The 23,594-nt window shown below is 57.9% G+C and carries 24 protein-coding genes; 10 read left to right on the top strand and 14 right to left on the bottom strand.

Going from position 1 to position 23,594, the window contains the following annotated elements; all coding sequences use genetic code 11:
• The first annotated feature begins 33 nt into the window (after positions 1-33).
• Positions 34-1,449, top strand: coding sequence for an FAD-binding oxidoreductase (locus ABJM03_RS11740; protein WP_348417837.1), 1,416 nt, complete (start codon positions 34-36; stop codon positions 1,447-1,449).
• A gap of 74 nt (positions 1,450-1,523) precedes the next feature.
• Here ABJM03_RS11740 and ABJM03_RS11735 read toward each other — a convergent pair whose 3' ends face one another.
• From ABJM03_RS11735 to ABJM03_RS11720, 4 genes are read right to left on the bottom strand one after another with little or no spacing between them, the layout of a single operon-like run.
• A complete protein-coding gene (locus ABJM03_RS11735; protein ID WP_348417704.1) occupies positions 1,524-2,054 on the bottom strand; it encodes an adenine phosphoribosyltransferase in 531 nt (176 codons plus the stop codon).
• On the bottom strand, positions 2,051-2,680 hold the full coding sequence (locus tag ABJM03_RS11730) for a LysE family translocator (RefSeq protein WP_348417702.1): 630 nt from the start codon (positions 2,678-2,680) through the stop codon (positions 2,051-2,053). Before ABJM03_RS11730 ends, ABJM03_RS11735 begins: the two co-directional genes overlap by 4 nt.
• 10 nt (positions 2,681-2,690) lie before the next feature.
• Positions 2,691-3,326, bottom strand: a complete 636-nt coding sequence (locus tag ABJM03_RS11725; protein ID WP_348417701.1) for a hypothetical protein — start codon at positions 3,324-3,326, stop codon at positions 2,691-2,693.
• Between the two features lie 11 nt (positions 3,327-3,337).
• A complete protein-coding gene (locus tag ABJM03_RS11720; protein ID WP_348417699.1) occupies positions 3,338-4,210 on the bottom strand; it encodes an S-methyl-5'-thioadenosine phosphorylase in 873 nt (290 codons plus the stop codon).
• A 269-nt stretch (positions 4,211-4,479) separates the two neighbouring features.
• Here ABJM03_RS11720 and ABJM03_RS11715 point away from each other — a divergent pair, with 269 nt between their 5' ends.
• Positions 4,480-6,150 carry a SulP family inorganic anion transporter gene (locus ABJM03_RS11715; protein ID WP_348417697.1) on the top strand — a complete coding sequence of 557 codons (1,671 nt, stop codon included), beginning with the start codon at positions 4,480-4,482 and terminating at the stop codon, positions 6,148-6,150.
• Between the two features lie 171 nt (positions 6,151-6,321).
• The gene (locus tag ABJM03_RS11710; RefSeq protein WP_348417695.1) at positions 6,322-6,894 is read left to right on the top strand and encodes a L,D-transpeptidase; all 573 of its coding nucleotides are present in this window, start codon (positions 6,322-6,324) and stop codon (positions 6,892-6,894) included.
• Between the two features lie 168 nt (positions 6,895-7,062).
• Here the strand turns inward: ABJM03_RS11710 and ABJM03_RS11705 are convergent, their stop codons facing one another.
• Positions 7,063-8,217: an outer membrane beta-barrel protein gene (locus ABJM03_RS11705; protein ID WP_348417694.1), complete on the bottom strand. Its 1,155-nt coding sequence runs from the start codon at positions 8,215-8,217 to the stop codon at positions 7,063-7,065.
• A 355-nt stretch (positions 8,218-8,572) separates the two neighbouring features.
• Between ABJM03_RS11705 and ABJM03_RS11700 the strand changes: the two genes are divergently transcribed.
• Positions 8,573-9,724 (top strand): iron-containing alcohol dehydrogenase, encoded by a 1,152-nt coding sequence (locus tag ABJM03_RS11700; protein ID WP_348417693.1) that lies wholly within the window; start codon positions 8,573-8,575, stop codon positions 9,722-9,724.
• On the opposite strand, the gene ABJM03_RS11695 is transcribed toward ABJM03_RS11700, so the two are convergent.
• A complete protein-coding gene (locus ABJM03_RS11695) occupies positions 9,706-10,626 on the bottom strand; it encodes a LysR substrate-binding domain-containing protein (protein ID WP_348417691.1) in 921 nt (306 codons plus the stop codon). The genes ABJM03_RS11700 and ABJM03_RS11695 overlap by 19 nt on opposite strands.
• A 157-nt stretch (positions 10,627-10,783) precedes the next feature.
• On the opposite strand from ABJM03_RS11695, the gene ABJM03_RS11690 reads away from it, so the two are divergent.
• The 3 genes from ABJM03_RS11690 to ABJM03_RS11680 are packed head-to-tail and all read left to right on the top strand — an operon-like array spanning position 10,784 to position 13,566.
• A complete protein-coding gene (locus tag ABJM03_RS11690; protein ID WP_348417689.1) occupies positions 10,784-11,260 on the top strand; it encodes a nuclear transport factor 2 family protein in 477 nt (158 codons plus the stop codon).
• Positions 11,261-11,287: 27 nt separating this feature from the next.
• Positions 11,288-11,914 (top strand): glutathione S-transferase, encoded by a 627-nt coding sequence (locus ABJM03_RS11685; RefSeq protein WP_348417687.1) that lies wholly within the window; start codon positions 11,288-11,290, stop codon positions 11,912-11,914.
• A 23-nt stretch (positions 11,915-11,937) separates the two neighbouring features.
• A complete protein-coding gene (locus ABJM03_RS11680) occupies positions 11,938-13,566 on the top strand; it encodes a pyridoxamine 5'-phosphate oxidase family protein (protein ID WP_348417685.1) in 1,629 nt (542 codons plus the stop codon).
• A 157-nt stretch (positions 13,567-13,723) separates the two neighbouring features.
• Here ABJM03_RS11680 and ABJM03_RS11675 read toward each other — a convergent pair whose 3' ends face one another.
• The 6 genes from ABJM03_RS11675 to ABJM03_RS11650 form a co-directional block, all read right to left on the bottom strand.
• Complete coding sequence (locus ABJM03_RS11675; RefSeq protein ID WP_348417684.1) at positions 13,724-14,764, bottom strand: patatin-like phospholipase family protein; 1,041 nt, start codon at positions 14,762-14,764, stop codon at positions 13,724-13,726.
• Positions 14,765-14,828: 64 nt separating this feature from the next.
• Positions 14,829-15,707, bottom strand: a complete 879-nt coding sequence (locus ABJM03_RS11670; RefSeq protein ID WP_348417683.1) for a hypothetical protein — start codon at positions 15,705-15,707, stop codon at positions 14,829-14,831.
• A 30-nt stretch (positions 15,708-15,737) separates the two neighbouring features.
• A complete protein-coding gene (locus tag ABJM03_RS11665) occupies positions 15,738-16,520 on the bottom strand; it encodes a 3-hydroxybutyrate dehydrogenase (RefSeq protein WP_348417681.1) in 783 nt (260 codons plus the stop codon).
• 62 nt (positions 16,521-16,582) lie between these two features.
• Positions 16,583-17,743, bottom strand: a complete 1,161-nt coding sequence (locus ABJM03_RS11660) for an MFS transporter (protein ID WP_348417679.1) — start codon at positions 17,741-17,743, stop codon at positions 16,583-16,585.
• A gap of 100 nt (positions 17,744-17,843) precedes the next feature.
• A complete protein-coding gene (locus ABJM03_RS11655; protein ID WP_348417677.1) occupies positions 17,844-18,155 on the bottom strand; it encodes a zf-HC2 domain-containing protein in 312 nt (103 codons plus the stop codon).
• Between the two features lie 278 nt (positions 18,156-18,433).
• On the bottom strand, positions 18,434-19,813 hold the full coding sequence (locus tag ABJM03_RS11650; RefSeq protein ID WP_348417675.1) for a VOC family protein: 1,380 nt from the start codon (positions 19,811-19,813) through the stop codon (positions 18,434-18,436).
• A gap of 290 nt (positions 19,814-20,103) precedes the next feature.
• Here ABJM03_RS11650 and ABJM03_RS11645 point away from each other — a divergent pair, with 290 nt between their 5' ends.
• The 3 genes from ABJM03_RS11645 (at position 20,104) to ABJM03_RS11635 (ending at position 22,041) form a co-directional block, all read left to right on the top strand.
• Positions 20,104-21,063, top strand: a complete 960-nt coding sequence (locus tag ABJM03_RS11645) for a J domain-containing protein (RefSeq protein ID WP_348417674.1) — start codon at positions 20,104-20,106, stop codon at positions 21,061-21,063.
• Positions 21,064-21,066: 3 nt separating this feature from the next.
• A complete protein-coding gene (locus ABJM03_RS11640) occupies positions 21,067-21,405 on the top strand; it encodes a chaperone modulator CbpM (protein WP_348417672.1) in 339 nt (112 codons plus the stop codon).
• A 69-nt stretch (positions 21,406-21,474) separates the two neighbouring features.
• The gene (locus ABJM03_RS11635; RefSeq protein ID WP_348417670.1) at positions 21,475-22,041 is read left to right on the top strand and encodes a DUF308 domain-containing protein; all 567 of its coding nucleotides are present in this window, start codon (positions 21,475-21,477) and stop codon (positions 22,039-22,041) included.
• Between the two features lie 138 nt (positions 22,042-22,179).
• Here the strand turns inward: ABJM03_RS11635 and ABJM03_RS11630 are convergent, their stop codons facing one another.
• Together ABJM03_RS11630 and ABJM03_RS11625 are read right to left on the bottom strand one after the other, a co-directional pair.
• Positions 22,180-23,034 carry a universal stress protein gene (locus tag ABJM03_RS11630; protein ID WP_348417669.1) on the bottom strand — a complete coding sequence of 285 codons (855 nt, stop codon included), beginning with the start codon at positions 23,032-23,034 and terminating at the stop codon, positions 22,180-22,182.
• Between the two features lie 60 nt (positions 23,035-23,094).
• Positions 23,095-23,523: a hypothetical protein gene (locus ABJM03_RS11625; protein WP_348417668.1), complete on the bottom strand. Its 429-nt coding sequence runs from the start codon at positions 23,521-23,523 to the stop codon at positions 23,095-23,097.
• Between the last annotated feature and the right edge of the window lie 71 nt (positions 23,524-23,594).

Here is a 23,594-nt window from a genome sequence, read left to right as displayed (position 1 = left end):
GAATCATGGGGCGTTAGATCAAAGCGTATGAGTATTTCCCTGAACCCCGCTGATGATCTTTTTGCCCAACGCCTGCGTGATGCTTTGCCCGAGGGGGTGATTGACGTCGCCACGACGCGCTACCTTGAAGAACCGCGCGGTCGCTATGCTGGTCAAGCCGGTGTTCTGGCCAAACCCCGCAATGTGCAAGAGGTCGCAACCCTGATCCGCATGGCCGGAGAGGCCCGCGTCGGAGTGATCCCCTATGGCGGTGGTACGGGGCTGGTTGGTGGGCAAGTGGCCCCTGACGGGCCTACGCCTTTGATTGTCTCGCTTGAGCGGATGACAGCCCTTCGGGCGGTGTACCCGGACGAAAATGTGTTGGTGGTCGAAGCGGGGGCGATATTGTCTGATGTCCAAACTGCAGCCGAGGACGTGAACCGGCTGTTCCCCTTATCGCTTGCCGCCCAAGGCAGTGCGCGCATTGGCGGCAATCTGGCAACCAATGCGGGCGGCACGGGCGTGCTGCGTTATGGCAATGCGCGTGATCTGTGCCTTGGATTGGAGGCGGTTCTGCCGGACGGTCAAATCTGGAACGGGCTGACGCGTTTGCGCAAGAACAACACCGGCTATGATCTGCGCCATCTGCTGATCGGTGCTGAAGGGACGTTGGGGATCATCACGGCTGCCGCGCTCAAGCTGTTTGCGCGCCCTGCGCAGACGGGAACCGCCTTGATGGTGGTAGAGGGACCTGAAGCGGCACTGAAACTACTTGGCATGGCGCGCGAGCTGTTCGGCGAGATGGTCAGCGCGTTCGAGCTGATGCATCGTCAGGGATTTGATTTTCTGGCCGAGACCATGCCAGAGCTGCGCCAGCCCTTTGCCACAGCGCCGGAATGGTGTGTGCTGATCGAGCTGGGGTTGGCGGCCGATATGGACCCGCAAGAAGCGCTTGGCACGCTGTTTGAACAGGGGGCCGAAGCCGAGCTGGTGAATGACGGGCTGATCGCGCAATCAGGCGCGCAGGGGCAGGCGTTTTGGGATATCCGCGAGAATATTCCCGAAGGAAACCGCCGCATCGGATCTATCTCGAGCCATGACATATCGGTACCGTTGAGCGCGATCCCCGAGTTCATCACGCGGGCGGGTGAAGATCTGGCCAAGCTCGGCACATTCCGCATTAATTGTTTCGGGCATGTCGGCGACGGGAACCTGCATTATAACGTGTTCCCCACACAGGGCCGTAGCCGTGCAGATTACGAACATCAGCGTGATGCGATCAAAACCTGTGTGCATGATCTGGTGCATCTGCTGGGGGGATCTGTTTCGGCCGAGCACGGGGTGGGCCGGTTGAAGGTTGCTGATATGGAGAAATATGGCGATCCGGCAAAGCTTGCCGCGATGCGGGCGATCAAGGCGGGACTGGATCCGTTGGGGATCATGAACCCGGGGGCCGTTCTGCGTGGTTGAGGGGGGAGGGGGCGCTGCCCCCTTGGCGCGTGCGCCAATTCCCCCGGAGTATTTTTAGCTAGAGAAAATAGGGGTTAGAGCCCCTCGAAGGCGCATAGGATTTGCACATCCATGCCCATGGCTTCGAGTTTTTTGCGGCCGCCGAGGTCGGGCAGGTCGATGATGAAACTGGTTGAGACGATTTCGGCCCCGAGTTTTTGAAGCAATTTGATGCCCGCTTCGGCGGTGCCGCCTGTCGCGAGCAGGTCATCGACGACGAGGACTTTTTCACCGGGCTGGATGGCATCGGTGTGGATTTCCATCGTCGCTTGGCCGTATTCGAGCGTGTAGTCCTGACTAATTGTTTCGCCGGGTAGTTTGCCTTTTTTGCGGATCGGGACGAAGCCGATGCTGAGTTGGTGCGCGATGGCTCCGCCCATGATGAAGCCGCGGGCTTCGAGGCCGACGACCTTGTCAATTTTCACGCCAGCGAAGGGATGCAGCATTTGGTCAATGGCCATGCGAAATCCGCGTGGATCGGCAAACAGCGTCGTCACATCGCGGAACATAATGCCCTCATGGGGGAAGTCGGGGATGGTGCGGATATAGTCTTGGACGGATTTCATGTTGTGCTCCTGCGCAGGGTGGCGGTGAGGATGCCCATGATGATCAGGGCGGACCCGCCGGCGCGGGTGATCCATGTGATAATGTGAGGCCGCGCGATGATGCGGCGCAGATGGTCTGCGGCTATCGCATAGGCCAGTGCGTTGATCGCTGCAAGGGTGACGAAGGTGGTGATGAGCACGGTGAATTGCGGCAGCAGGGCCACCTCTGGGCGGATGAATTGAGGCACAAAGGCGATGAAAAACGCTATGCTTTTGGGGTTGAGCGCGGTGACGGCGGCGGTGTGGGCAAAGACTGTGCGTGCTGTGATGTCATGGGCATGGGGGGCTGCGAGGCTTGGGGCGGGGGCAGAGCGGAGCAGTTTAATGCCAAGATATATTAGGTAGGCTGCGCCGATCCATTTCAGCGCAGTGAAAAGTGCGGCCGAAGCGAGTACCAGCGCGCCTAACCCCAGCAGCGATGCGGTCATTGCCAGCAGATCTCCCAGCGCGACGCCTGCGGCAGAGGCTAGAGCGACCGAGCGCCCTTTGCTGAGTGCGTAGCTGAGCACGAGCAGAACGGTTGGGCCGGGGATGAGCAGCAAGGCGATGCTGGCGGCGACAAAGGTGAGCCAGAGGTCGATCGGCATAGGGGCGCTTTCAGCTGGGAGGATAGTGGCGGGTCAGGGCCATCCTGTCTTGTTGGCCAAGTGTTTTCAAGCTGTTGTCAGCGCTTTGGGAGAAGATCGAACGGCTATTGTAATAGGGGTTTTCGATATCGGTAATCAGCCCGAGGGCTTGGGTTATTTCTTCGAGCATGACGGATTCATATTGCCGGATCGTCAGGGTGTTGGAGAAGCCGATATAAGCCTTGGATATTGTGCTGCCGCTGATGTCGAGGGTCGTGATTGCATTGGCCATTGTATGACCATCCAGCAGGGTGTCCGTGCCTGATATTTTGGTGCCGCGTGGTATATCGAGCAGATGGATCGCGATGTCGGGGGCGGTTTGTGCGGGGGAGAGTGTGATGCCCATGTCCACGTCATCAAGGTATTGGAGGGCACGGGTCACGGAGGCCTCGGCGCGTTTTAATTTACCGCCCAGAAAGGCGCGGCTACGGGTTGTGATGCCAACGGTAATTTCCGGCTTGATCCAGCGATAGAACGGTTTGGCGCAGGGGCCATCCGGAGGGGCGGCGCAGGCGACGAGGCGGTAGAAGGCCGTGTCACTGAGCGGGCCTTCGCTTTGCACGTAGTCCTGCGCCTGTGCGCTGCCTGCAAGCAGCGCGAGGGCCAAGCCGAGGCGTATCAGAGCATGCGCCCTGCGACAGCGTCGAGTTTTGCCACTACGGCGGGATCGCGGGCGTCGGGGGCGGTCATGATCGCAAACTCCAGCGCGCGGTCACAGCCGTGCGGGCAGGGCGCGCGGTCAGCACCAAGCAGGGCGGGCAGGCGCGCGACGAGGTTGCGGGCATTGGCGGCGTTGCCTTGCAATGTTTTAATGATTTCAGTGACATCGACCTCACCGTGGTCGGGGTGCCAGCTGTCGTAATCGGTGATCATGGCTATGCTGGCATAGCACAGTTCGGCTTCGCGGGCGAGTTTCGCCTCGGGCATGTTGGTCATGCCGATCACATCGGCGTTCCAGCTTTCGCGGTACATTTTGCTTTCGGCCAATGTCGAGAATTGCGGGCCTTCCATCGCCAGATAGGTGCCGCCGCGGTGCACGGTGATGCCGGTGGCTTTGGCGGCTTCTTCGGCCGCATCAGAGAGGCGCGGGCAGGTGGGGTGCGCGACGCTGACATGGGCCACACAGCCGGTGCCAAAGAAGGATTTTTCCCGCGCAATGGTGCGGTCAATGAATTGATCTACAATAACAAAATCGCCCGGTGCCATATGTTCGCGGAACGAGCCGCAAGCAGAGACAGAGATCACATCGGTGCAGCCCAGACGCTTGAGCGCGTCGATATTGGCACGGTAGGGAACGGTGCTGGGGGAGTGCACATGCCCGCGCCCGTGGCGGGGCAGAAAGGCCATGTCGATGCCGTCTAGCGTGCCGGTGAGAATGGCGTCAGAGGGGGCACCCCAAGGGGTTTCGACGGTGGTCCATTGCGCGTTTTCCAGCCCGTCGATGTCATAGATGCCGGAGCCGCCGATGACGGCGATTTTTGTAGAGGTCATTGGGGTGTCCTTTGTCTGGGTTGGCTCGAAAGTGGCGTGGAGAAAGGGGGATTGCAACCGAACAATTCCGTGAATTTTGGCGAGTCACACAGTGTGCACAATCTGTGCACCGGACGTACATACAGGCCGTAGGCCATGAAAAATGCAGATGAGTGGGCTGTGGTGAAAGTGTCGCGAGGGTTTGCACTTGTGGGGCATGTTTGCTAGGGCAAGGCCAACGTGCCTGTGCACATCTTATGACTCCCAGACAAGCAGACAGGAAGCCGCCCATGGTTCGTGCCTATTTTAAAAGTTTTGCCCAATCCCTTAGAACGACAGATATGACTGATCTGCGCTGGATGGGGGCGGACGGATTTTCGGTTGGCCGGATGCGGATTGAGCTGTTGTCGGGATTGACGGTGGCCTTGGCGCTGGTGCCCGAAGCGGTGGCATTCGCGTTTGTTGCGGGGGTGCATCCTTTGGTGGGCCTTTATGCGGCGTTCATGGTGGGTCTGATCACGGCGCTGATTGGTGGCCGGCCGGGGATGATCTCGGGGGCGACGGGGGCGCTGGCGGTTGTGATGGTCGCTTTGGTGGCGCAGCACGGGGTCGAGTATCTGTTCGCCACGGTGATTTTGATGGGCCTGTTGCAGATGTTTGCAGGCGTTATGCAGTGGGGTAAATTTATCCGGCTGGTGCCGCATCCTGTGATGCTTGGTTTTGTGAACGGTCTGGCGATTGTGATTTTCCTTGCGCAGATGGGGCAGTTCAAAGTGCCCGGTTCCATGGTTGATACCGGTCATGGCATGTCGGGCGGTGAGTGGCTGTCGGGCACGCCGTTGTTCCTGATGCTGGCGCTGGTGGCTGCGACCATGGCGATTATCTGGGTCATGCCGCGTGTGACCAAACTTGTCCCTGCGCCGCTTGCAGGTATCGGGATTGTGGCCGTTGTGGTGATTTTCACCGGTATGGATGTTCCGCGCGTTGGCGATCTGGCGTCAATTCAAGGCGGTTTGCCAAGTTTCCACAATCCGTTTGGCACGGGTGAGGGGCTCTACGGTACTGCGTTGGCGCCGTTCAACCTCGAAACGCTGTATATCATCGCGCCTTATGCCGTGATCCTTGCGGCGATTGGTCTGATCGAGAGCCTGCTGACGCTGAACCTTGTGGGCGACATGACCAACTCGCGCGGGGGGGCGTCACAGGAATGTATCGCGCAAGGCGTGGCGAATACTGTGACAGGCTTTTTTGGTGGCATGGGCGGTTGTGCGATGATCGGGCAATCCATGATCAACGTGAAATCCGGTGGTCGCACGCGGGTTGCAGGGATTGCTGCGGCGGTATTCCTGCTGCTGTTTATCGTGGTGGCCGCACCGTTGATCGAGCTGATCCCACTGGCCGCATTGGTGGGTGTGATGTTCATGGTGGTGATCGGGACATTTGCATGGAACAGTCTGACGATCCTGCGCAAAGTGCCGCTGATTGATGCGTTTGTGATCCTGCTGGTGACTGTTGTGACGGTCTATGAAGACCTTGCCGTGGCGGTTGTTGTAGGTGTGATTGTGAGCGCGCTGGCCTATGCGTGGAACAACGCACGCCGCATCCATGCGAAGACTTATACCACACCTGAAGGGGCGAAAGTCTATCAGATACAAGGGCCGCTGTTCTTCGGCTCTGCCGAAGGGTTTTCAGAGTTATTCGACGTGGCCGGTGATCCAGCCGTGGTGATTGTCGATTTTGAAGACAGCCGCGTGGTGGATCAGTCGGCCTTGCAAGCGATCGAGGCGATAGCCGCGAAATATGAAGGGGCGGGCAAGCGGATCGAGCTGCGCCATCTGACGCGCGATTGTCATGCGTTGCTCACCAAGGCAGGCCATCTGATGATCGACAGTGATGATGACCCTGATTACCAGCTTGCGGTCGATTACCGTGTGCGCACAGGTATTCTGGGGAGCCATTAAAAGAGGCAAGTTGGCCACATAATAGAGTTGTGGGGGCATGGTTTAGGCGGAATCTGACCTATTGTGCATTTACACGGTGATGTGAAGCGCGTGCCCCATTCAATTCCTTTATCCGCAGGTTATGTGTCGGGTTAACGACGACTCAACCCGAGCGGAAAAAAGGAAATTGAGATGAGCAAACTAACCCGTCGTGGGGCCATGAAAACCGGCTTGATCGCCGCAGGCACTTTTGCACTTCCGGGTCTGGTACGGGCCCAGTCATTGGGCGACCAGCCCGCCGAGCCAAGCCGCCGCAATGCGTCGAGCTTTAGCGCGCAAGACTGGCGTGATCACTTTGACGCGCTGGGCGTTGTGACAATTCTGGCGGATACTGACTCCCGTGCGCTGCATTACTGGAGCGCGGATGGGTCTGATTACCGGATCTACCCGACGTCTGTGCCGCGCACGGATGAGCTGACGCGCCGTGGCTATACCAAGGTTGTGCGCAAGAAGGTCGGACCGGATTGGACCCCGACACAGTCAATGGTAGAGCGCTTTGGCTGGACTTATATGCCGCCCGGCCCTGATAACCCGCTGGGCACCCATGCGATGTATCTGACATGGCCTGCGTATCTGATCCACGGGACCCATGATACACGCAAGATTGGGCGCAAGTCATCGGACGGGTGTATTGGTCTGTACAATGAAAAGATCGAAGAGCTTTTCGCTCTGACGCCTATCGGTTCACAGGTTAAAATCGCTTAAACCCTAGCGGTTTACGGGTGGCATATCGTGCTGCCAGGAATGCAAACAGCGCGCGGTCATCGGACCGCGCGCTGTTTTTGTTTGCACATATAAAAAGGCCGCCTCGGAAATAGGGGCGGCCTTTGGAATGTGGCTCCCTGCGACCCGAAGGCCGCAGGGCCGCGTTTGTTAAAGCTTGATACCGATGCTCAGGCCGAAGGAGACGGCGGAGTTGTTATTGAAGTCAGCAACGGGGTTGCCACCGGGTGACGCGATCGCATCGCCCAATTTGGTGTAGCGGATACCTCCGGACACGGCGACCCGATCGTTCACGTCATATTTGGCACCGAGGGAGATATATTGCGAGCCGTTTCTGGGATCGAGCGGGGAGACGAAATCATCATCGCCTCTGGTGGTCAGGCCCACGGCAAGGCTGCCGGACCATTTCTCGTTAAAGCGACGGCCGATGCCGAGTTCGATATCAAATGCATTCTCGAGATCGGTCAGAGCATTGCCGCCCGCCAAAGTGGTAAAGGCGGCAGGCCGTACAACGGTCTGATCGTAGTTCGAATAGCGGATGTTACCGAAGACAAGCGTGTCTTTTGCAACGCCGGATTGGAAGCTGAGACTGATGTTTTCAGGGGTATCAACGCTTGTGTTGCTGGTCTCGGAAAGGCCCAAACCAGGGATGAGGGAAACAGGTACGCCGTTGATGGTTTCGGTGGTGCGAAGGTTGTGTTTGACCTTTGACTGATATGTAAGGGCCACGCGCAGGGCGATGTCGGGGATTTCATAAGCTGCACCCAGCACATAGCCAAAGCCGCCATCGGAATCAAAGTCGCCTTCATAGCCGTTCAGGCCGCCGAAAGCTTGACCGCCCAAGGTCACATTGGCCGAGATTTCCTGATACTTTACACCGCCGTAGACGGAGAAGTTTTCATTGAACTTATAACGGGCCAGCGCGGTGATGCCGAAACTGTCGACTGTGGCACCGGTTCCACCAAGAAGGGTGGTCGTCGGATCGCCGGGGTAGATCACGTCAGAGCCATAGGGCTGATCCACGACAACGGCGAAAGACAGCTGATCATTCAATTCGTACTTGAGACCAAAGGAGTAAAGCTGGAAAGTGTCTGCAACATCGCTGATGCTGATGCCGCTGAATGGACCAAATCCGTCGCGGTTCCTGCCGTCTACAGTAGGGCTGATGGTGGCCGCGCTGAATTCAAGGTGGTTGCCGGTCTCGAACAACACGCCAATGTCTTGACCCGAACGGTCGAGACCTGCCGCATATGCGGATGTTGTCGATGCCAGTAGTCCTGCGACTACGATGATGTTTTGCTTCATAGATATCTCCTCCCCAGAAGATTTGCCCTGTTTTTATTATGGGGCTGTTAACAGATGCCACTTGAAGGGCAGCTTAGGGGATACCATGGCCGAAAGTAGGGCGTTCACTCAAGTGCCGTGATTAAAAGGTGACGCAACGTGATAAAAAAGCGGCTGTCGCGCAGGCCGGGGCCAAAGGGAGCAGGACGGAACAGCCCTGTCGGCTTTTGTTTGGGGCCTGTGAGAGGCGAAGCTGGCGATGATACGCGCGACGGTTGTGTGTTTGATACAGGCCCGCTAGCGTTGCGTTGATGCCACGCCGGTGCCGGGCGCGTGGGATGTTTGACCTGTACAAGGGTCGGGAAAGGGCTGTGCTATGAAACCGTTTATTTTCAACACGACGCCAAGCATCCGCATGGGCGCGGGGCTGTTGGATGAATTGGGGGATATTGCCAAATCTGTCTGCGGGGACCGTGTGCTGGTGGTGACCGATCCGGGGATGATGGCCACGGGGATCGTCAAGCGGGCGGTGGCTTGTATGGAAAAGGCGGGGGTTCGCGCCACGGTATTCTCGGAAGTGCAGGCCGATCCGCCAGAGGCGGTGATCCACGCAGCGGTCGCGGCGGCGCAAGGCATGAGCGGTGTGATCGGCCTTGGCGGAGGGTCGTCAATTGATGTGGCCAAGCTTGCCGCACTTTTGGCCACAGGGACGCAAAGTTTAAGTGACGTTTATGGTGTGGGCATGGCCAAGGGGCCGCGTCTGCCGTTGATTGCGGTGCCCACCACGGCAGGCACGGGCAGTGAGGTCACGCCGATCTCGATTGTGACAACAGGTGCGAGCGAGAAAATGGGCGTGGTCAGCCCGATGATTATTCCTGATCTTGCCCTGCTTGATCCTGAACTCACCCGTGATCTGCCTGCGGCCGTGACAGCGGCGACCGGGGTGGATGCCATGGTCCATGCGATTGAGGCCTATGCATCGGCCAGCCCGAACAACAACCCGGTGAGCCGCGCATTGGCCTGTGAGGCGTTGCGGCTGATGGCACCGGCGTTGGAGCGCGCGGTGCAGGTGCCGCATGATATGGAGGCACGGGGGGATATGTTGCTGGGGTCGCTGCTGGCGGGGCAGGCCTTTGCCAATTCGCCGGTGGCGGCGGTACATGCGCTGGCCTATCCGGTAGGCGGGCATTTCAAAGTGCCGCATGGCCTGTCCAATGCATTGGTTTTGCCGCATGTGATCCGGTTTAATGCGGTGACCGCGCCCGATGCCTATGCCCGGTTGGGGCCGATTGCCTTTCCCGAATTGGGAGGATTGGAGACAGCGCAGGCCGCCGCTGGATTTGCCGATGCGTTGGCGGCTTTGTCCGCGCGCTGCGGGTTGCCCTCTGGGCTGCGCGCGGTTGGGATTACGGCGGATGATGTGCCGCTATTGGCGCGTGATGCGATGAACCAGACGCGGTTGTTGGTGAACAACCCGCGCAAAGTGACCGAGGCGGATGCCCGCGCGATCTATACCGCAGCGCTGTGATCGGTGCCATTTAGCACGGGCGATTGCCTGAGCTCGTCACGGGCAAAGTCCAGAAAACTGCGCAACTTTGCCGAGACCCTGCGCCCTTCATGATGGACCAGATGGATGGGCAGGGGGGCTGGCTCATAGTCTTCGAGGACGATTTGCAAACTCCCCGACAGGCTTTCTGGGCCGATCTGATAGGATAGGACACGCGTTAACCCCCAACCGGAGGCGGCCAATGTGGTGGCAGCGGCAATGCTGGTGACCTGTAGGCGTGGCACGATTTTTGCGGAGATCTCGCGGCTGCGGCCAAACCGCCATTCCTCCTGTCGGGTCCGGCTGGTGGCCGATACGATTTTATGATGGATCAACTCGGACGGGGTTTGCGGGATGCCGTGTTTTTCAAAATAGGCAGGCGCGCCGCAGACGACTTGGCGCACATGGCCGACCTTGACCGCCATCAACCCCGACGATGGCAACGGGCCGATGCGCACGCCGATGTCCAGCCCTTCCTCGAGAATGTTCACAACACGGTCCACCATCATCACACTGGCGGTCACGTCGGGGTGCCGGTCAAGATATCGCGCGATCATCGGGGCGACATATATGCGCCCGAACTCGACCGGTGAGGTCAGGCGCAGCATGCCTTTGGGGTGTCCGGTGGCCCCGCTGACAGTATCATTTGCGCTGGTGAGGTCTTCGAGAATGCCGCGCACATCTTCGAGATAGGCATGGCCAATATCGGTCAGGCGAACGGCCCGTGTGGTGCGGGTGAATAGGCGGGCACCAAGGCGTTCCTCAAGCGCATTCACGCCGCGCGTAGCAGAGGGGGCGCTGATGCCCAAGGCTCGTGCGCCTTTGGCAAAGCTTTGTGCTTCGGCGACGGCAACGAAGACTTCGAGAGATTGGAGGCGGTCCATGCTGGCTCCCTACTTATGTCATTATCTGAAATAATGACTTTCAAAATAGCATTATTATTTTGAAAATGCGCTTGATCTATATTCGGTTCAAGGCCCAAGCGCCGCACAAATGCATTTTGCACCGCCCCGCTAACGGATTTTGAGAGGATATTCTGACATGACAAGCGTTGCACCACGCCACCCGCTGCCGCCCTTCACCGAAGAGACAGCCCGCGAAAAGGTCCGTTTAGCCGAGGATGGCTGGAACGGCCGCGATCCGGCGAAAGTCACGCTGGCCTATACGGCGGATAGCAAATGGCGCAATCGGGCCGAGTTCCCCCAAGGGCATGCGCAGATTGAAGAATTCCTGACCCGCAAGTGGAACAAGGAGCTGGATTACCGTTTGATCAAAGAGCTGTGGGCCTTTGCGGGCAATCGCATCGCGGTGCGCTATGCCTATGAGTACCACGATGACATCGGCAATTGGTTCCGTGCCTATGGCAACGAGAATTGGGAGTTCGACGAGAACGGTTACATGGCCCATCGCCATGCTTCGATCAACGAACAACCGATCCGCGCGGAGGACCGCAAGTTTCTTTGGCCATTGGGGCGCCGCCCTGATGACCACCCCGGTCTGAGCGACCTTGGGCTTTAAACCGTTTTCATTCAAAGGATATTGTCCATGACAAACCCCATCAAACTGTACCGCAACCCTAAATCCGGCCATTGCCACCGCGTCGAGCTGATGCTTGCGCTGCTTGGCCTGCCTTATGAGATCATTGATCTGGATATGGCGAATGGGGCCCATAAGGCGCCCGAGTTCCTCAAGATCAGCCCGTTCGGTTTGGTCCCTGCGATTGATGACAATGGCTATGCGATGGCCGATAGTAACGCGATTCTGGTGTATCTGGTGCAGACCTATGCCAAAGGATCAGACTGGATGCCCGCAGAGGCAAAGGACGCGGCCGAGGTGCAGCGTTGGCTGACCGTGGCAGCCGATAACATCTATGCAGGCCCCTGTGCGGCGCGATTGGTAAAGGTATTCGGCACCTCGCATGATCATGCTGCAGCTGTCAGTAAGGCACATGATCTGTTCGCCATGATGGAGACCCATCTGGAGGGCCGGACATGGCTGGCCACGGATACTGCAACCATCGCGGATGTGGCAGGCTATAGTTATATCGCTCATGCGCCCGAGGGCGGCGTTGATTTGGCTCCCTATCCGAATGTGCGTAGCTGGCTTGCCCGTATCGAGGCTTTGCCCAAATTCGTTGGCATGGCCCGCTCTGCCATCCCCGAACTGGTCTGAACCGCGCCGAGAGGACTATCGCTATGAATTGGGCAAATCCGTTTCACGAGGGTGAGTTGCAAGCGCAGGCGCGTGCCGGCGTGGGGAATGTCGCCGAATGGGCGGGCGGGTTTGTCCGCGATTATCTGCCGGAACAACACAGGGTGTTTCACAGCGGATTGCCGTTTCTGGTGGTCTCGGGCGCGGATGCGGCGGGGCAAGTGTGGATCACGGCGATTGACGGGGCGGAGGGGTTTGTAACCTCGCCCGATCCGCGCCGGTTAGAGCTGGCGACGGTGGTTGATCCTGAGGACCCGTTGGCAGAGGCCTTTTCACAGGGGACAGATATCGGGGTGATCGGGATCGAGCTTGCCTCGCGGCGGCGCAACCGGTTCAGCGGCGTGATGCATGCGCGGGACGCAGGGTATGTTATTGATATCAGGCAAAGCTTTGGCAATTGCCCGCAGTATATACATGAACGGGTCTGGACCCGTGCCCCCAAGGGGGATGCGGGCGCTGTGTTGCGCAGCACGGCGCTTGCGCCCGAGCAGATCGCGTTGATTGGCAGGTCGGATACGATGTTCATCGGTTCGGGCCATCAGGGGCAGGCGGGGGCGGCGTCAAACGGGTTTGATGCCTCGCACCGTGGCGGTGCGGCGGGGTTTGTGCATGTGGTTGATGGCACACATCTGCAAATCCCTGATTACGCCGGCAATAATTTTTTCAACACGATTGGCAATCTGCTGAGTGATCCTCGGGTGGGGCTGTTGTTCGTTGATTTCGAGACTGGCGGGCTGTTGCATGTGTCGGGCCGCGCGACGATTGACTGGACGCCCCGCGGTGCGCAGGATCCTGATGCTTACCGCGTCATTGATGTAGAGATTGACGCGGTTTTGGAGCGTCCGGGCGCGGTTGGTCTGCGGTGGCGCAAACAGGCGCATCTGTCACGCCGGTTGAAGCTGGCGCGGCGCGAGCAAGAGAGCAAAGACATCACGTCCTTCTATTTCGCACCCGTGGACGGGCGGCCTTTGACGCCGTTCAGGGCGGGCCAGCATTTGCCGGTCGAGCTGCAGATCCCCGGTCAGGTCGGGACCTCCAAGCGCAGCTATTCCCTGTCGGGCGCACCCGATGACAGGGCGCATTACCGCCTGAGCGTGAAGCGCGAGGCGGGGGGGCTGGTGTCTGGATTCTTTCATGACAAGCTACATATCGGCGGCGTGATCGAGGCACAGGCACCGTCGGGGGATTTTGTCGTGCCGAACAACGACTGCCCGCTGGTTCTGGTGAGCGCGGGCGTGGGTCTGACGCCCATGATATCGGCGCTATATGCCAATGCACAGGTGCCCGACAGATCAGTCTGGTATGTGCACGGAGCGCGCAGTGGCGCGGATTATGCAATGGGCAAAGAGGTGGCGCAGCTGGTGTCGGATAACCCGCAGTTGCGCAAACGTATCTATTTCAGCCAGCCCGAAGCCGGTGATGTATCGGGCCGCGACTACGACGTGGCAGGGCGGATAACCGTGGATGATGTGCTCAAGATCAACGCGGGGGAAAACGCCCATTATATGCTGTGTGGCCCTGCGGGTTTTCTGGCCGATTTGCGCAACGGCTTGGAAGCGGCAGGTGTGGCGGAAAGCCGGATCCATTTCGAAACATTTGGCCCGACCGGCTGAAGCGGCGCAAGGCAGGGCGGTTTGCACGGCCTTTGTCGGGGGACGAGTGCGCCAAGGGATAGCGGCCGGTTTTTATGACATGGGTGGTCGCACAACCGGTCAAATCGGGCATCCGGAGCGGGAGGCCCGATTTGATTAGCGAAGTGTGGTGCTTTGACTAGCCTTGATGCTCGGGGCCGATGCCCTGAAACAGCTTCGAGATATCGACGGTCGCCTTGGTGCCGATATGGTCAAAATTTGCACTGAGCCAGCTCTGCGCTGTTTTACGACCCAAATCGCGCAGATGTGTCAAAAAGGCCCATTCCGCGCTCATTTTGGACGAGGCACCGAGGGGCAGCAGGGCATCCTGATTTTCGATGATGTGAATACGGGTGTCGCGGTATTCTTCCTTGGACAGTTTCCCTTCACGGATAAGCCGTGAGACAAAGTCGATCGAGCGCAGCTCTTTGAGCAGGCTGGAATTAAAGCTGATCTCGTTCACGCGGTTCATGATGTCTTGTGCTGTTCGGGGGGCACCGGCGCGTTCGACAGGGTTGATTTGAATAACAACAATATCAGAGCAATCGGTCTGGGTGTGGAACGGAAAGAGGGCAGGATTGCCCATATAGCCGCCGTCCCAATAGGGCACGCCGTCTACTTCGACGGCTTGGAATACCATGGGCAGGCAGGCCGAGGCCATGACCATATCCGCCGTGAGCTTATGGGGGTCAAACACCTTGACGCGGCCGGTTTCCACATTGGTGGCCGAGATGAACAATTTGGTCGCATCGCAGGCCCGCACCCGTTCAAAATCAACAACCTCTTCGATCAGCCGGTGCAGCGGGTTCATGTTGAACGGGTTCGTTTGATAGGGTGACATGATCCGCGTGAGCGCATCAAAAAAATGATACCCCGGTGAGTTCTCGAGGCTCCAATTGCCCATAAACACGTCAAACGGTGCGCGCTGGATCGGGCTGGTTTTGGCGGTTTTGCTCATCTCGGACCAGAAATGTTCAAGCGCTTCGCGCGCGCCATCATTGCCGCCCTTCATCAAACCATCCGCACAAACCACCGCGTTCATCGCCCCAGCCGAGGTGCCCGAGATGGCTGCGAATTCCAGACGGCCGTCTTCGAGAATCCGGTCAAGAACCCCCCATGTGAAGGCACCATGTGACCCGCCGCCCTGAAGCGCTAGGTTGATCTTTTTCGTTTTGGCCATCTGTGATGTCCTTTTTGAGGGTTTCGGGCCGGTTTTGCGCGGTGGTTCGGGGTCGTTTACGGGTTCAATGTTCGCCATGGGCCAGAATTCCGACAGGGGTGATGCCTTCAACTTCGCTCAGCGGTTCGATGACGCCGAAATAAAGCTCGGCGTTGGTGTCACCGGTGTTTGTCCAATAGGCGGTTGCGCCATTGGCCAGATTGCTGCCTTCGCGTTGGGGGAGGGTGACGGGAACGGCAATGTCCGAGCGATGCTCTTGCACCTCACCGGCCCATACGAAAACCTGCAATGGCTCGCCTTGTTTGGTGAAATCGGGAAACACGCCGCCCGGTTCGATTGTGGTGCGGTATGTTGTCAGTGCCCAGTCCTCGCCATAGGCTCCGTTGAAATGTGCGCCAATGTCTACCACGCCAAGCAGATCATGCTGCACGCCTTTGGCCTCGGGTAGATCAAAATCAGGGGCCGCGGGGATCGGGCTGACGGGAACGGCGGCAAAATCATCGGCGACAGGTTGCAGGTCGAATGCGATCAGATGCACGGTCTCGTCGCCGCCATTGTGCCACCAATGGGCCAGCTCGCCGGATTCTTTGGCCAAACCGCCCGCTTTGTGCAGGATCGGTTCATCCTCGAGGCTGGAGTATTCATAGACCTCGCCCGAGGCGACGGTGAACATGGCAGGCCGTTCGGAGTGTTCGTGGATGGGCACGATGCCATCGGGCCCGCCAATGGCCCAGAACCGTGTGCGCAGGTTACGCCCGGCAAGTGCGGCGATGCCTTCGGTCTCGAGCGGTTGTGTGGCGACGACTTTGGCGTTGAGCCATGCACCCTTGGTCGGGCCCGTCAGGCCAAGGATTTCCTGCGTCGGGACGCCTGTCAGATCATAGGCAAAAACAGCGCTGGCGGCGCTTGCAATTGCCGCGCTCATGATTGTGATGCTTTTCATGGGATGCTTCCTTTGTTGGTTTTGACCGGATTAATGGGCGGTCCAGCCGCCATCGACGGGCAGGGCGGTACCGGTGATCGATTTGGCGCCATCGCTGCACAGGAAGGCCGCAAGAGATGCCATTTCCTCGACGGTGGCGAATTGTTTGGTGGGCTGTGCAGCCAGCAGGACATCGCGTTTGACCTGTTCTTCGGTCATGCCGCGTGCTTTGGCCGTGTCGGGGATTTGTTTTTCGACCAACGGTGTCCAGACATAGCCGGGGCAGATCGCGTTGACGGTCACGCCGTGTTCGGCGGTCTCGAGGGCGATGGTTTTGGTAAAGCCGACGATGCCGTGTTTTGCGGCGACATAGGCTGATTTGAACGGAGAGGCCACAAGGCCGTGGGCCGAGGCGATGTTGATGATCCGGCCCCACCCGCGCTTTTTCATGCCAGGCACGGCAGCCTTTGTCGTATAGAAGGCGGCCGAGAGGTTGAGGTTGATAATCGCCTGCCATTTTTCATCGGGGAATTCTTCGACGGGTGAGACAAATTGAATGCCTGCATTGTTCACCAGCACGTCGACGCGGCCAAAGCTTTGTTCGGCAAAGGCGATGAGTTCCTTTGCGCCCTCGGGCGTCATCATATTGGCGCGCGAATAGGCGGCTTTGATGCCGAATTCCGTTTCAAGCGCTTGGCGGGCAGTTTCGACATCTTCGGGGGCTTCGATACCGTTCATCACGATGTTCATGCCCTCGGCGGCCAGTCCTTTAGCAATGCCAAGGCCGATCCCGCTGGAGGACCCTGTCACAACTGCTGTTTTTGTTTCGCCCATTTTGATGCTCCGTATTTTAGGTTTCGAATTTGGATTTCATTGACTGAAGAAAGGGGTCAGACCTATTGATCGGTGGTAGGCAGGGGCCGGCCCAGTGGCCGCGCGGCGATGATCGAGACAAGGGTCACGGCCAGCAGGGTGTAGATCACTGCGCTCCATCCGCTGGCGGTAAACACACGGCCAATCACGGCGGCGCCGATCAGACCTCCGAAATAATAGCTGGTCAGGTAAAGCCCGCTTGCGGTGGCTCTGTCGGCGGTTGCGGCCGCGCCGATCTGTCCCGAAACTGTGGCCTGTGCGCAAAACGTACCCACACCGATGGCAGCCAGTCCGATCATCAGCACCGTGAGCGAGCTGGACAGCAGGGCAAGAAGCCCCGCAAACGCCAGCCCCATCGAGGCTGCAAAAGCAAAATAGCTGCCCCGTGCGGCTGTGATCTTACCGGCCAGCGGGGTCGAGAAGACGGACGGAAGGAAGACGAAATAGACAAGGCCAAGTTGTTTGCCATCCAGCGAAAACGGGGCCGCGGCGAGAACGTAGTTCACATAGGTAAAGACAGATAGGAAGATGAACAGGATCAAGAACCCCAGCAAAAAACTGGCTTGTAGGCGCGGGTTGGTCAGGTGGATTTTCCACACCTGCATGACCGACGGCCCGCCTGTTTCAGTGATGCGCGTTTTGCTTTGGGCAAGACACAGGTAGGCCAGCAGAGCCCCTGCAAGGTTGAGCAGGGCAAATAGCCAGAAACTGATCGACAGGCCGAACCAATCCGCAAAATTAGCGGCCATCAGGCGTCCCACAAGGTTCGACAGGACATTGCCCGTGATATAGGCGGCCATTGCGCCGGCGGCTTCGGCGGCGCTGCATTCTTCGGCCAGATAACTCATTGTGAGGGTAAAGGCCGTGGCCATCAGCGCGCCCTGTGCAATGCGCAACCATGTGAAAAAGGTCAGGTCATCGACAAAGCCCAGAAGGGTTGTGGGCACAGAAAGCAGTGCAAGGCTGAGCCAGATGCCTTTTACGCGGTCAATCCGGCGGCTGAACAGGGCCACGACCAGCCCTGCGGCTGCCATCCCGAAGGTCGACGCATTCACAGCCAGACCCATTGCGGCAGGGTCTGTTTGATAAAACGCGGTGAGCTGGGGGAGAATAGCCTGAGAGCCGAAGAGGTCGATCAACGTAAGAAAGCTGAGCAAACCAATAGTGATTGTCCTTGATAACATATTGGAAACCCGTCCTCAAAAAGCGCAATGCAGCGGCATTGTCGGCTTTAGATGTTTGATGGGTCACAAAAGTTACAAAGAAATTATCAAAAACTGCAGCTCATCTGCTTTCGGCTGGCTGCGCGGCGAGAACGGCGGCGATCAAATCCTCGGGGACGTTTTCCAGCGCGTCTTTTTCATGCTGTGCTAATGCCTGTGTCGTGGTCAGCATTTTACGGTAATCCGATAAATACTGCCGACAGGGTTTACAGACTTTCAGGTGGATTTCAAAAAGCAGCTTCTGGCGGGCAGGCAGCCTGCCCTCGAGGTAGGCGTCCATGAACCCCTCAAAAACCTCGCAGGTGATCATTCCGGGAAGCTTGAAAACAACACCCTGAATACGCCTCATGCGGTCTTGTGTCATAAAGGTCATAGCGCACCCCGCTGGAACAAAGGGTCGAGCCGTTTTTCCAAAACTGCACGCGCATGGTGCGCGCGTATGCGAACATTGACTTTATTCAGGTCCAACATCTTTGCCACCTCTGTCACGGCTATTCCTTCAATGTCGCGCAGGAACAAGACAATTCTGTAACCCACTGGAAGGAAGTTAATTTTCTTTCGTACAAGCGCAAGTGTCTGTTGCGAAATGAGTTCGGGTGCGGGGCTTTGCCTGAGCGGCATTTGTCACGATCTGGCAAGGACAAGGGGCGGTTAATCCATAGCAAGTTGTTTGATGCAATGGGCAAGGGAGTCAGATTGAATAGCGGCATAGAGGGCGAATTCATCCATAGCTTTGCATCCCATCGCTGTTTCGAATTGCGCCTGGCTTGATGCGGATTGCTGGTTGTCTTGTGCATCATCGCCAAGGTTTGATTGGAAAATCCCCGCCGCACTGACAGGTAAAAAGTCTTCGTAGATGACGGGGCTGATAGAGAGCACACCCTGATCCAAAAGCTCTTTGATTTCGACATCGGCACCGCAGCGTGACGAGGTGTCAGCAAGGTCGTATTTGAAATAGGCAAGCTGTTGGTCGTGCATTTCGCGCCAGCTGTCGGGAAATTCGGTAAAGACCTGTTCCAGCTGCGCGACATAGGCTGCTGCATTTGATCCATCTGCAGCAGGGGTGATCGTGGCGCGGACCTTTGCCAGCAGCTGGTCGTATAGCGCGCGGCCCTTGGGGGTGAGTGCGACACCACGTTGTTCGATCTCGCCAAATCGGGCTGTGTGTTTGCCGCTGTCCGATGTGCCGTTTCTTTGGGGAAAGCGGATCTGTTCGTCGAGCGCCTTGAAGGCCGTCTGCCTGAGCAAGATAGGGCAGTTGCGGCGCGGCGGTCCTTCGACCACTGATTTTGCGGGGAGATTTTGGGCAATCATCGCTTCTTGAGCCGCATCAATGTCCAGAACGCGTGGCGTCAGGTGGTTGATATGTGGCCCTCTGAACGAAACAACATCCGCGATCAGCCGGTGGGCATTGATCAGCGCATTGAAGGTCTGTGCATCTACGCAGGCGTCCGAGTGCCAGCGGAAGGTTTCAAGCGCTTCGGTAACAAACCGGTCGGCATCTGCCTTGTTCAACCCGCCGTCACGTTCGGATTTTTCGGTCAGCTCAATGGCTTTGTCGGTGAAAATCTGGCGCTGGGCGAGGACATCGGCCGCCTTTTCGCGCAGCTCGGCATCCTGAATCAGCTCAAGCCGCAACAATGAGGTGAAGACCCGAAAGGGATTGGCCGCAAGATCGGCACGTTTGACTGGGCGGAAGGCGGTGGAGTGCACGGGCACCGAGGCAACCGAGAGGTCGTAATATCCGACTGGATACATCCCCATCACGGCAAAAACACGGGCCATCATGGCCAGTTCTTGCGCGGTACCAAGCCTGATGGCCCCGTGTCGTTCTTGTGCAATCCGGTCAACGTCTTCTTGCGGTGTCAGATTCAGGGCAGTCGCCGTTCCATCGCCAAGAACCGTGTCATTCACCTCGGTCACGATATTGATGAGCTGCCCGTAGGCGGGGACCTCGGCACGGTACATGGTCGACATCGCAGCGGAAAAGGCGGCTCTGATTTCATTTGTATCGTAGAATGGGCTGGTCATCGGGGAACTCCGGTCGGGTTTATGCGAGGACATATTGTGCATGGCTCGGGGGGGGATTGCCATGACCTAAACAGCTGTCGCTGCTCAATACCATGCAGATAATGAAATTTGCGCCTAGAGGTGAAGCGTTATTGATTGGTGGCTGTGCTGATCGGCTTGAATGAACTGCGCATTTTTTGGCGGCAAAGCCGGTGCCGCAAATTGCGCTAGATCAATGCAGGCGCTTTGAAACAGGCTTATCTAATGGCTCAGGGTCGGATGAATTTCCCAAGCGATGGCAAGGCAAGATTATGGAATTCAAGGATTATTACAAGATTCTCGGGGTCGACCGGACGGCAGCGCAAGACGAGATCAAGCGCGCCTACCGCAAGCTGGTGCGTAAGTATCATCCTGATGTGAACAGCGGCCCTGATGCGGCAGAAGCCGAAGCGAAATTCAAGGAAGTCAGTGAGGCGTATGAGGTTTTGCAAGACCCTGAAAAACGCGGTGCCTATGATCAGTTGGGCGCGGATCACAAGGAAGGTGAACAGTTCCGCCCGCCGCCTGACTGGGACAACGGGTTCGAGTTTTCCGGCGGGGGCTATACCGAGGCCGACCCCGAGGCGTTCAGCTCATTTTTTGAGGATTTGTTTACAGCGCGCGGGGGGCAGGGGCCGCGCGCGCGCCGTGGCCCGCAGTATCATGCAGCAGGGCAGGATCACCACGCCAAGATCGTGATTGATGTGGCCGAAGCCTACAATGGCGGCACGCGGGATTTCTCACTGAGCGCGCCTGAACTGGATGCGGAGGGCCGTCTTGTGATGCGTGAGCGCAGGGTGCGTGTCTCGATCCCCAAAGGGGTGACCGAAGGAAAGCAGATCCGCCTCGCCGGTAAAGGTGCATCCGGTGTGGGGCGCGGCAAGGCAGGGGATTTGTTCCTCGAAGTCGCAATCCGCGATGCACCGCCCTACCGTGTCGAGGGTAAAGACGTTTATATGGACCTGCCCATTGCCCCGTGGGAGGCCGCCTTGGGCGCAAAGGTTAGCGTAAAAACACCCGCCGGCATCGTCGAGTTGGGCATCCCCAAGCACGCGCAGTCGGGCAAAAAGTTGCGGCTGAAGGGGCGGGGTATTCCGGCCAAACCTGCGGGTCATCTTTATGCGGTTGTCAAAATTGTTGTTCCCCCGACCGAGAGCGACAAGGCCCGTGCCCTATACGAAGAACTAGCCCGTGAGACGTCATTCGATCCGCGTGCGAGCATAGGAGGTTAGACCATGACAGCCCATAATGATCTTGTCCCGGTGAGTGAACTGGTGTCCGAGTTGTCCCTCAACGAGCTGTGCCGCATCTGCGGATCGCATGCGGAATGGGTCATCACACTGGTCGAGGAGGGGATACTTGAACCCCAAGGGGCAACGCCGCGGATGTGGCGGTTTGACAGCGTGAGCATCACAGTGGTGCGCAAGGTGCAACGCCTCCAGGACGATCTGGGCCTCAACACGGCGGGGGTCGCATTGGTGCTGTCGCTGGTAGAGGAGAACGCCCGTCTCAAACAGCGCTTGCGCGCGCTTGAGCATGTCTGGCCTGTGGTTATCCCGATGGAGGATTTCTAAACGAGCCTGACCCAAAGCATCACGGCAAACCGGATATTAGCGAACATAGCGTCGCAGAAAGGATACCCCATGACTTCAGACTTAAACACACCGATTTCAGGTGGCTTTCATACGTTGATAGCATCACTTCGCAAACGCCTGTTCTGGGGCGGGTTGGTGATGACGGTGCTTGGCTTTGTCGCAGTGATGATGCCCATGCTCAGTTCTGTTGTGGTCAGCGTGTTTATCGGCTGGCTGCTGGTGCTGGGGGGTGTTGTGACAATCGCTGGCGCTTACTCTCTGCGTGGAACGAGTATGTTTATCTGGCAGCTTCTTGCGGGCCTTCTGCCTCTGGTCGTTGGCTTGCTGTTTGTGGTGTACCCGCTGGAGGGGCTGGTGACGCTGACGGTGATCATTGCCTTTGTTCTGTTGTTGACAGGCACTGGGCAGGTCGCCTTTGCCCTGTGGATGCGTCCCGCTCATGGGTGGATCTGGAGCTTTTTATCGGCGCTGATCAGTCTCGCATTGGGGGTGATGATCCTTGTCACGTTGCCCGAAGCCTCTGCTGTGGTCGTGGGGTTGTTGGTCGGGATTGATTTTTTGAGCACAGGCATCGCGCTGATCCTGATTTCGCGCAGTATCACACCCGCCCATTGAGGGTGTGGAGGGCCCGAACGCGTAACCTGACTGCATTAGTGATCATATCCGAGGGAAGGGAGGGGCCGGTAAAGCAGCAGGGCGCAGCCTGCTTTGCAACCTGCGCCCTGCTTTAGATACGGCTTTCTGTTTGCTGCATTAATGCGCCAAAAAGACCGGTTGTTCCGTCTGGGTGATCAGCGTCTGTGTGGTACCGCCAAAGATCGCCTGTCGGGTCCGCGAATGGCCATAAGAGCCCATCACAACAAGATCAGCACCAGCTTCTTTCGCGCGTTCCATTATCGCTGTACCGATCTCGACCCCGCCGCTGGGGAATTGGCGCACGGTCACGGTGCAACCGTGGTGTGAGAGCCATGTGGCCACGTCTGCACCCGGCTCTTCGCCATCGCGGTATTCGGACATCACGGGATCGAAGGTGCCAATAATTACTTCCTTGGCCGCGCGGAGCATTGGCAGGGCTTGCTGAATGGCGCGGGCGGAATGGGGGTGGTTGTTCCATGCAACAAAGATGGTTTGCGCCGACAGCGCCTTATCGGGTTCTTGTGTGTTCAGAATAACGCCCACGGGTGAATCGAACAGGATGCCGTAGACAACCTGACGGAACATGCTTTGTGGCTCGCGAAGGTCATCGCAGACCATCGCCATATCGCACAGCATTGCGCGCCGCGCGACGGCATCCGAAATTCGGGCAGGTTCGCAATTTACGTGGGTCACATCGCCTGACACATCATGTTTCTGCAAAAGCTGTTCGATCTCTTGAGCCTTTTGCTTGATCGTTTGCGTGCCGGAGATCACGGCCTCTTGCCACTCATCAGGAAAAACGGCACCGCCGTACATCGGAACGCTGAACGCATAATAGGGATAGTCGGGGGTTTCACCCACCACCAGAATGGCGGCATGGGCAGGGATGGCGCGGATCGTCTCAAGCTTTTTTTCAAGCGCACCGGTGTCGTAATCCTTGCCGAGGATGACGAGGATGGTTGAGTTTTTCATGGTTCATGTCCTTGAAATTTCGCCAAGCCCTTTGGCCGGGCCTGGCGGTAAAGGGGGGTGTTAAACGGGCTTTGATGCGGCTTGCTTCATGGCCCGCTTGGTCGTCTCGGCAGATTCCTCTGCGGCCTCGATTTCATTGCTGACTGTGTTGCCAATGCATTTTGTCATCATTTCGGAGAAGGCTTGTGCGTCTTCGGCGAGGCGTTTGACTGATTGGCTTTGCCACTCACTCCACCGCGTCACAGCGGCGGCGGGATCATTGGTGACCTGCTCTGAAATCTCGCGGCAGCTTTCCAGCGCGGATTGGGTCGCTGCGTGACGGCGCTTGAACCAGGATTTGGAGAATTCTTCCAGCTCGCTCAGCGTGTTGTCCTGCACCTGCCAGAAGTGCTTGCTTTGATGCCCCATCACGGGAGCGGCGGCCATCGCTGCTTGTGCGGATTGCATGATTTTCTGGAGTGCCGATACGGATGTTGGGTTGTTAGCCATGTTATGTCCTTTCGATTCCGGTGAATGAGGGTGCTCAACAAATCGCGAGTACTGGCCTCAGTATGAACCCG

It is taken from the genome of Sulfitobacter sp. (assembly GCF_039977885.1).
Taxonomy (GTDB): domain Bacteria; phylum Pseudomonadota; class Alphaproteobacteria; order Rhodobacterales; family Rhodobacteraceae; genus Sulfitobacter.
The sequence above is the reverse complement of the archived record's forward strand: the minus strand, read 5'-3'. Positions and strand labels throughout refer to the sequence as shown.

Coding starts and splice junctions, on each gene's coding strand:
- ABJM03_RS11735 (WP_348417704.1), bottom strand. CDS start 2,054: ATGAAATCCGTCCAAGACTATATCCGCACCATCCCCGACTTCCCCCAT.
- ABJM03_RS11730 (WP_348417702.1), bottom strand. CDS start 2,680: ATGCCGATCGACCTCTGGCTCACCTTTGTCGCCGCCAGCATCGCCTTG.
- ABJM03_RS11720 (WP_348417699.1), bottom strand. CDS start 4,210: ATGACCTCTACAAAAATCGCCGTCATCGGCGGCTCCGGCATCTATGAC.
- ABJM03_RS11715 (WP_348417697.1), top strand. CDS start 4,480: ATGGTTCGTGCCTATTTTAAAAGTTTTGCCCAATCCCTTAGAACGACA.
- ABJM03_RS11710 (WP_348417695.1), top strand. CDS start 6,322: ATGAGCAAACTAACCCGTCGTGGGGCCATGAAAACCGGCTTGATCGCC.
- ABJM03_RS11705 (WP_348417694.1), bottom strand. CDS start 8,217: ATGAAGCAAAACATCATCGTAGTCGCAGGACTACTGGCATCGACAACA.
- ABJM03_RS11700 (WP_348417693.1), top strand. CDS start 8,573: ATGAAACCGTTTATTTTCAACACGACGCCAAGCATCCGCATGGGCGCG.
- ABJM03_RS11695 (WP_348417691.1), bottom strand. CDS start 10,626: ATGGACCGCCTCCAATCTCTCGAAGTCTTCGTTGCCGTCGCCGAAGCA.
- ABJM03_RS11690 (WP_348417689.1), top strand. CDS start 10,784: ATGACAAGCGTTGCACCACGCCACCCGCTGCCGCCCTTCACCGAAGAG.
- ABJM03_RS11685 (WP_348417687.1), top strand. CDS start 11,288: ATGACAAACCCCATCAAACTGTACCGCAACCCTAAATCCGGCCATTGC.
- ABJM03_RS11680 (WP_348417685.1), top strand. CDS start 11,938: ATGAATTGGGCAAATCCGTTTCACGAGGGTGAGTTGCAAGCGCAGGCG.
- ABJM03_RS11675 (WP_348417684.1), bottom strand. CDS start 14,764: ATGGCCAAAACGAAAAAGATCAACCTAGCGCTTCAGGGCGGCGGGTCA.
- ABJM03_RS11670 (WP_348417683.1), bottom strand. CDS start 15,707: ATGAAAAGCATCACAATCATGAGCGCGGCAATTGCAAGCGCCGCCAGC.
- ABJM03_RS11665 (WP_348417681.1), bottom strand. CDS start 16,520: ATGGGCGAAACAAAAACAGCAGTTGTGACAGGGTCCTCCAGCGGGATC.
- ABJM03_RS11660 (WP_348417679.1), bottom strand. CDS start 17,743: ATGTTATCAAGGACAATCACTATTGGTTTGCTCAGCTTTCTTACGTTG.
- ABJM03_RS11655 (WP_348417677.1), bottom strand. CDS start 18,155: ATGACCTTTATGACACAAGACCGCATGAGGCGTATTCAGGGTGTTGTT.
- ABJM03_RS11650 (WP_348417675.1), bottom strand. CDS start 19,813: ATGACCAGCCCATTCTACGATACAAATGAAATCAGAGCCGCCTTTTCC.
- ABJM03_RS11645 (WP_348417674.1), top strand. CDS start 20,104: ATGGAATTCAAGGATTATTACAAGATTCTCGGGGTCGACCGGACGGCA.
- ABJM03_RS11640 (WP_348417672.1), top strand. CDS start 21,067: ATGACAGCCCATAATGATCTTGTCCCGGTGAGTGAACTGGTGTCCGAG.
- ABJM03_RS11635 (WP_348417670.1), top strand. CDS start 21,475: ATGACTTCAGACTTAAACACACCGATTTCAGGTGGCTTTCATACGTTG.
- ABJM03_RS11630 (WP_348417669.1), bottom strand. CDS start 23,034: ATGAAAAACTCAACCATCCTCGTCATCCTCGGCAAGGATTACGACACC.
- ABJM03_RS11625 (WP_348417668.1), bottom strand. CDS start 23,523: ATGGCTAACAACCCAACATCCGTATCGGCACTCCAGAAAATCATGCAA.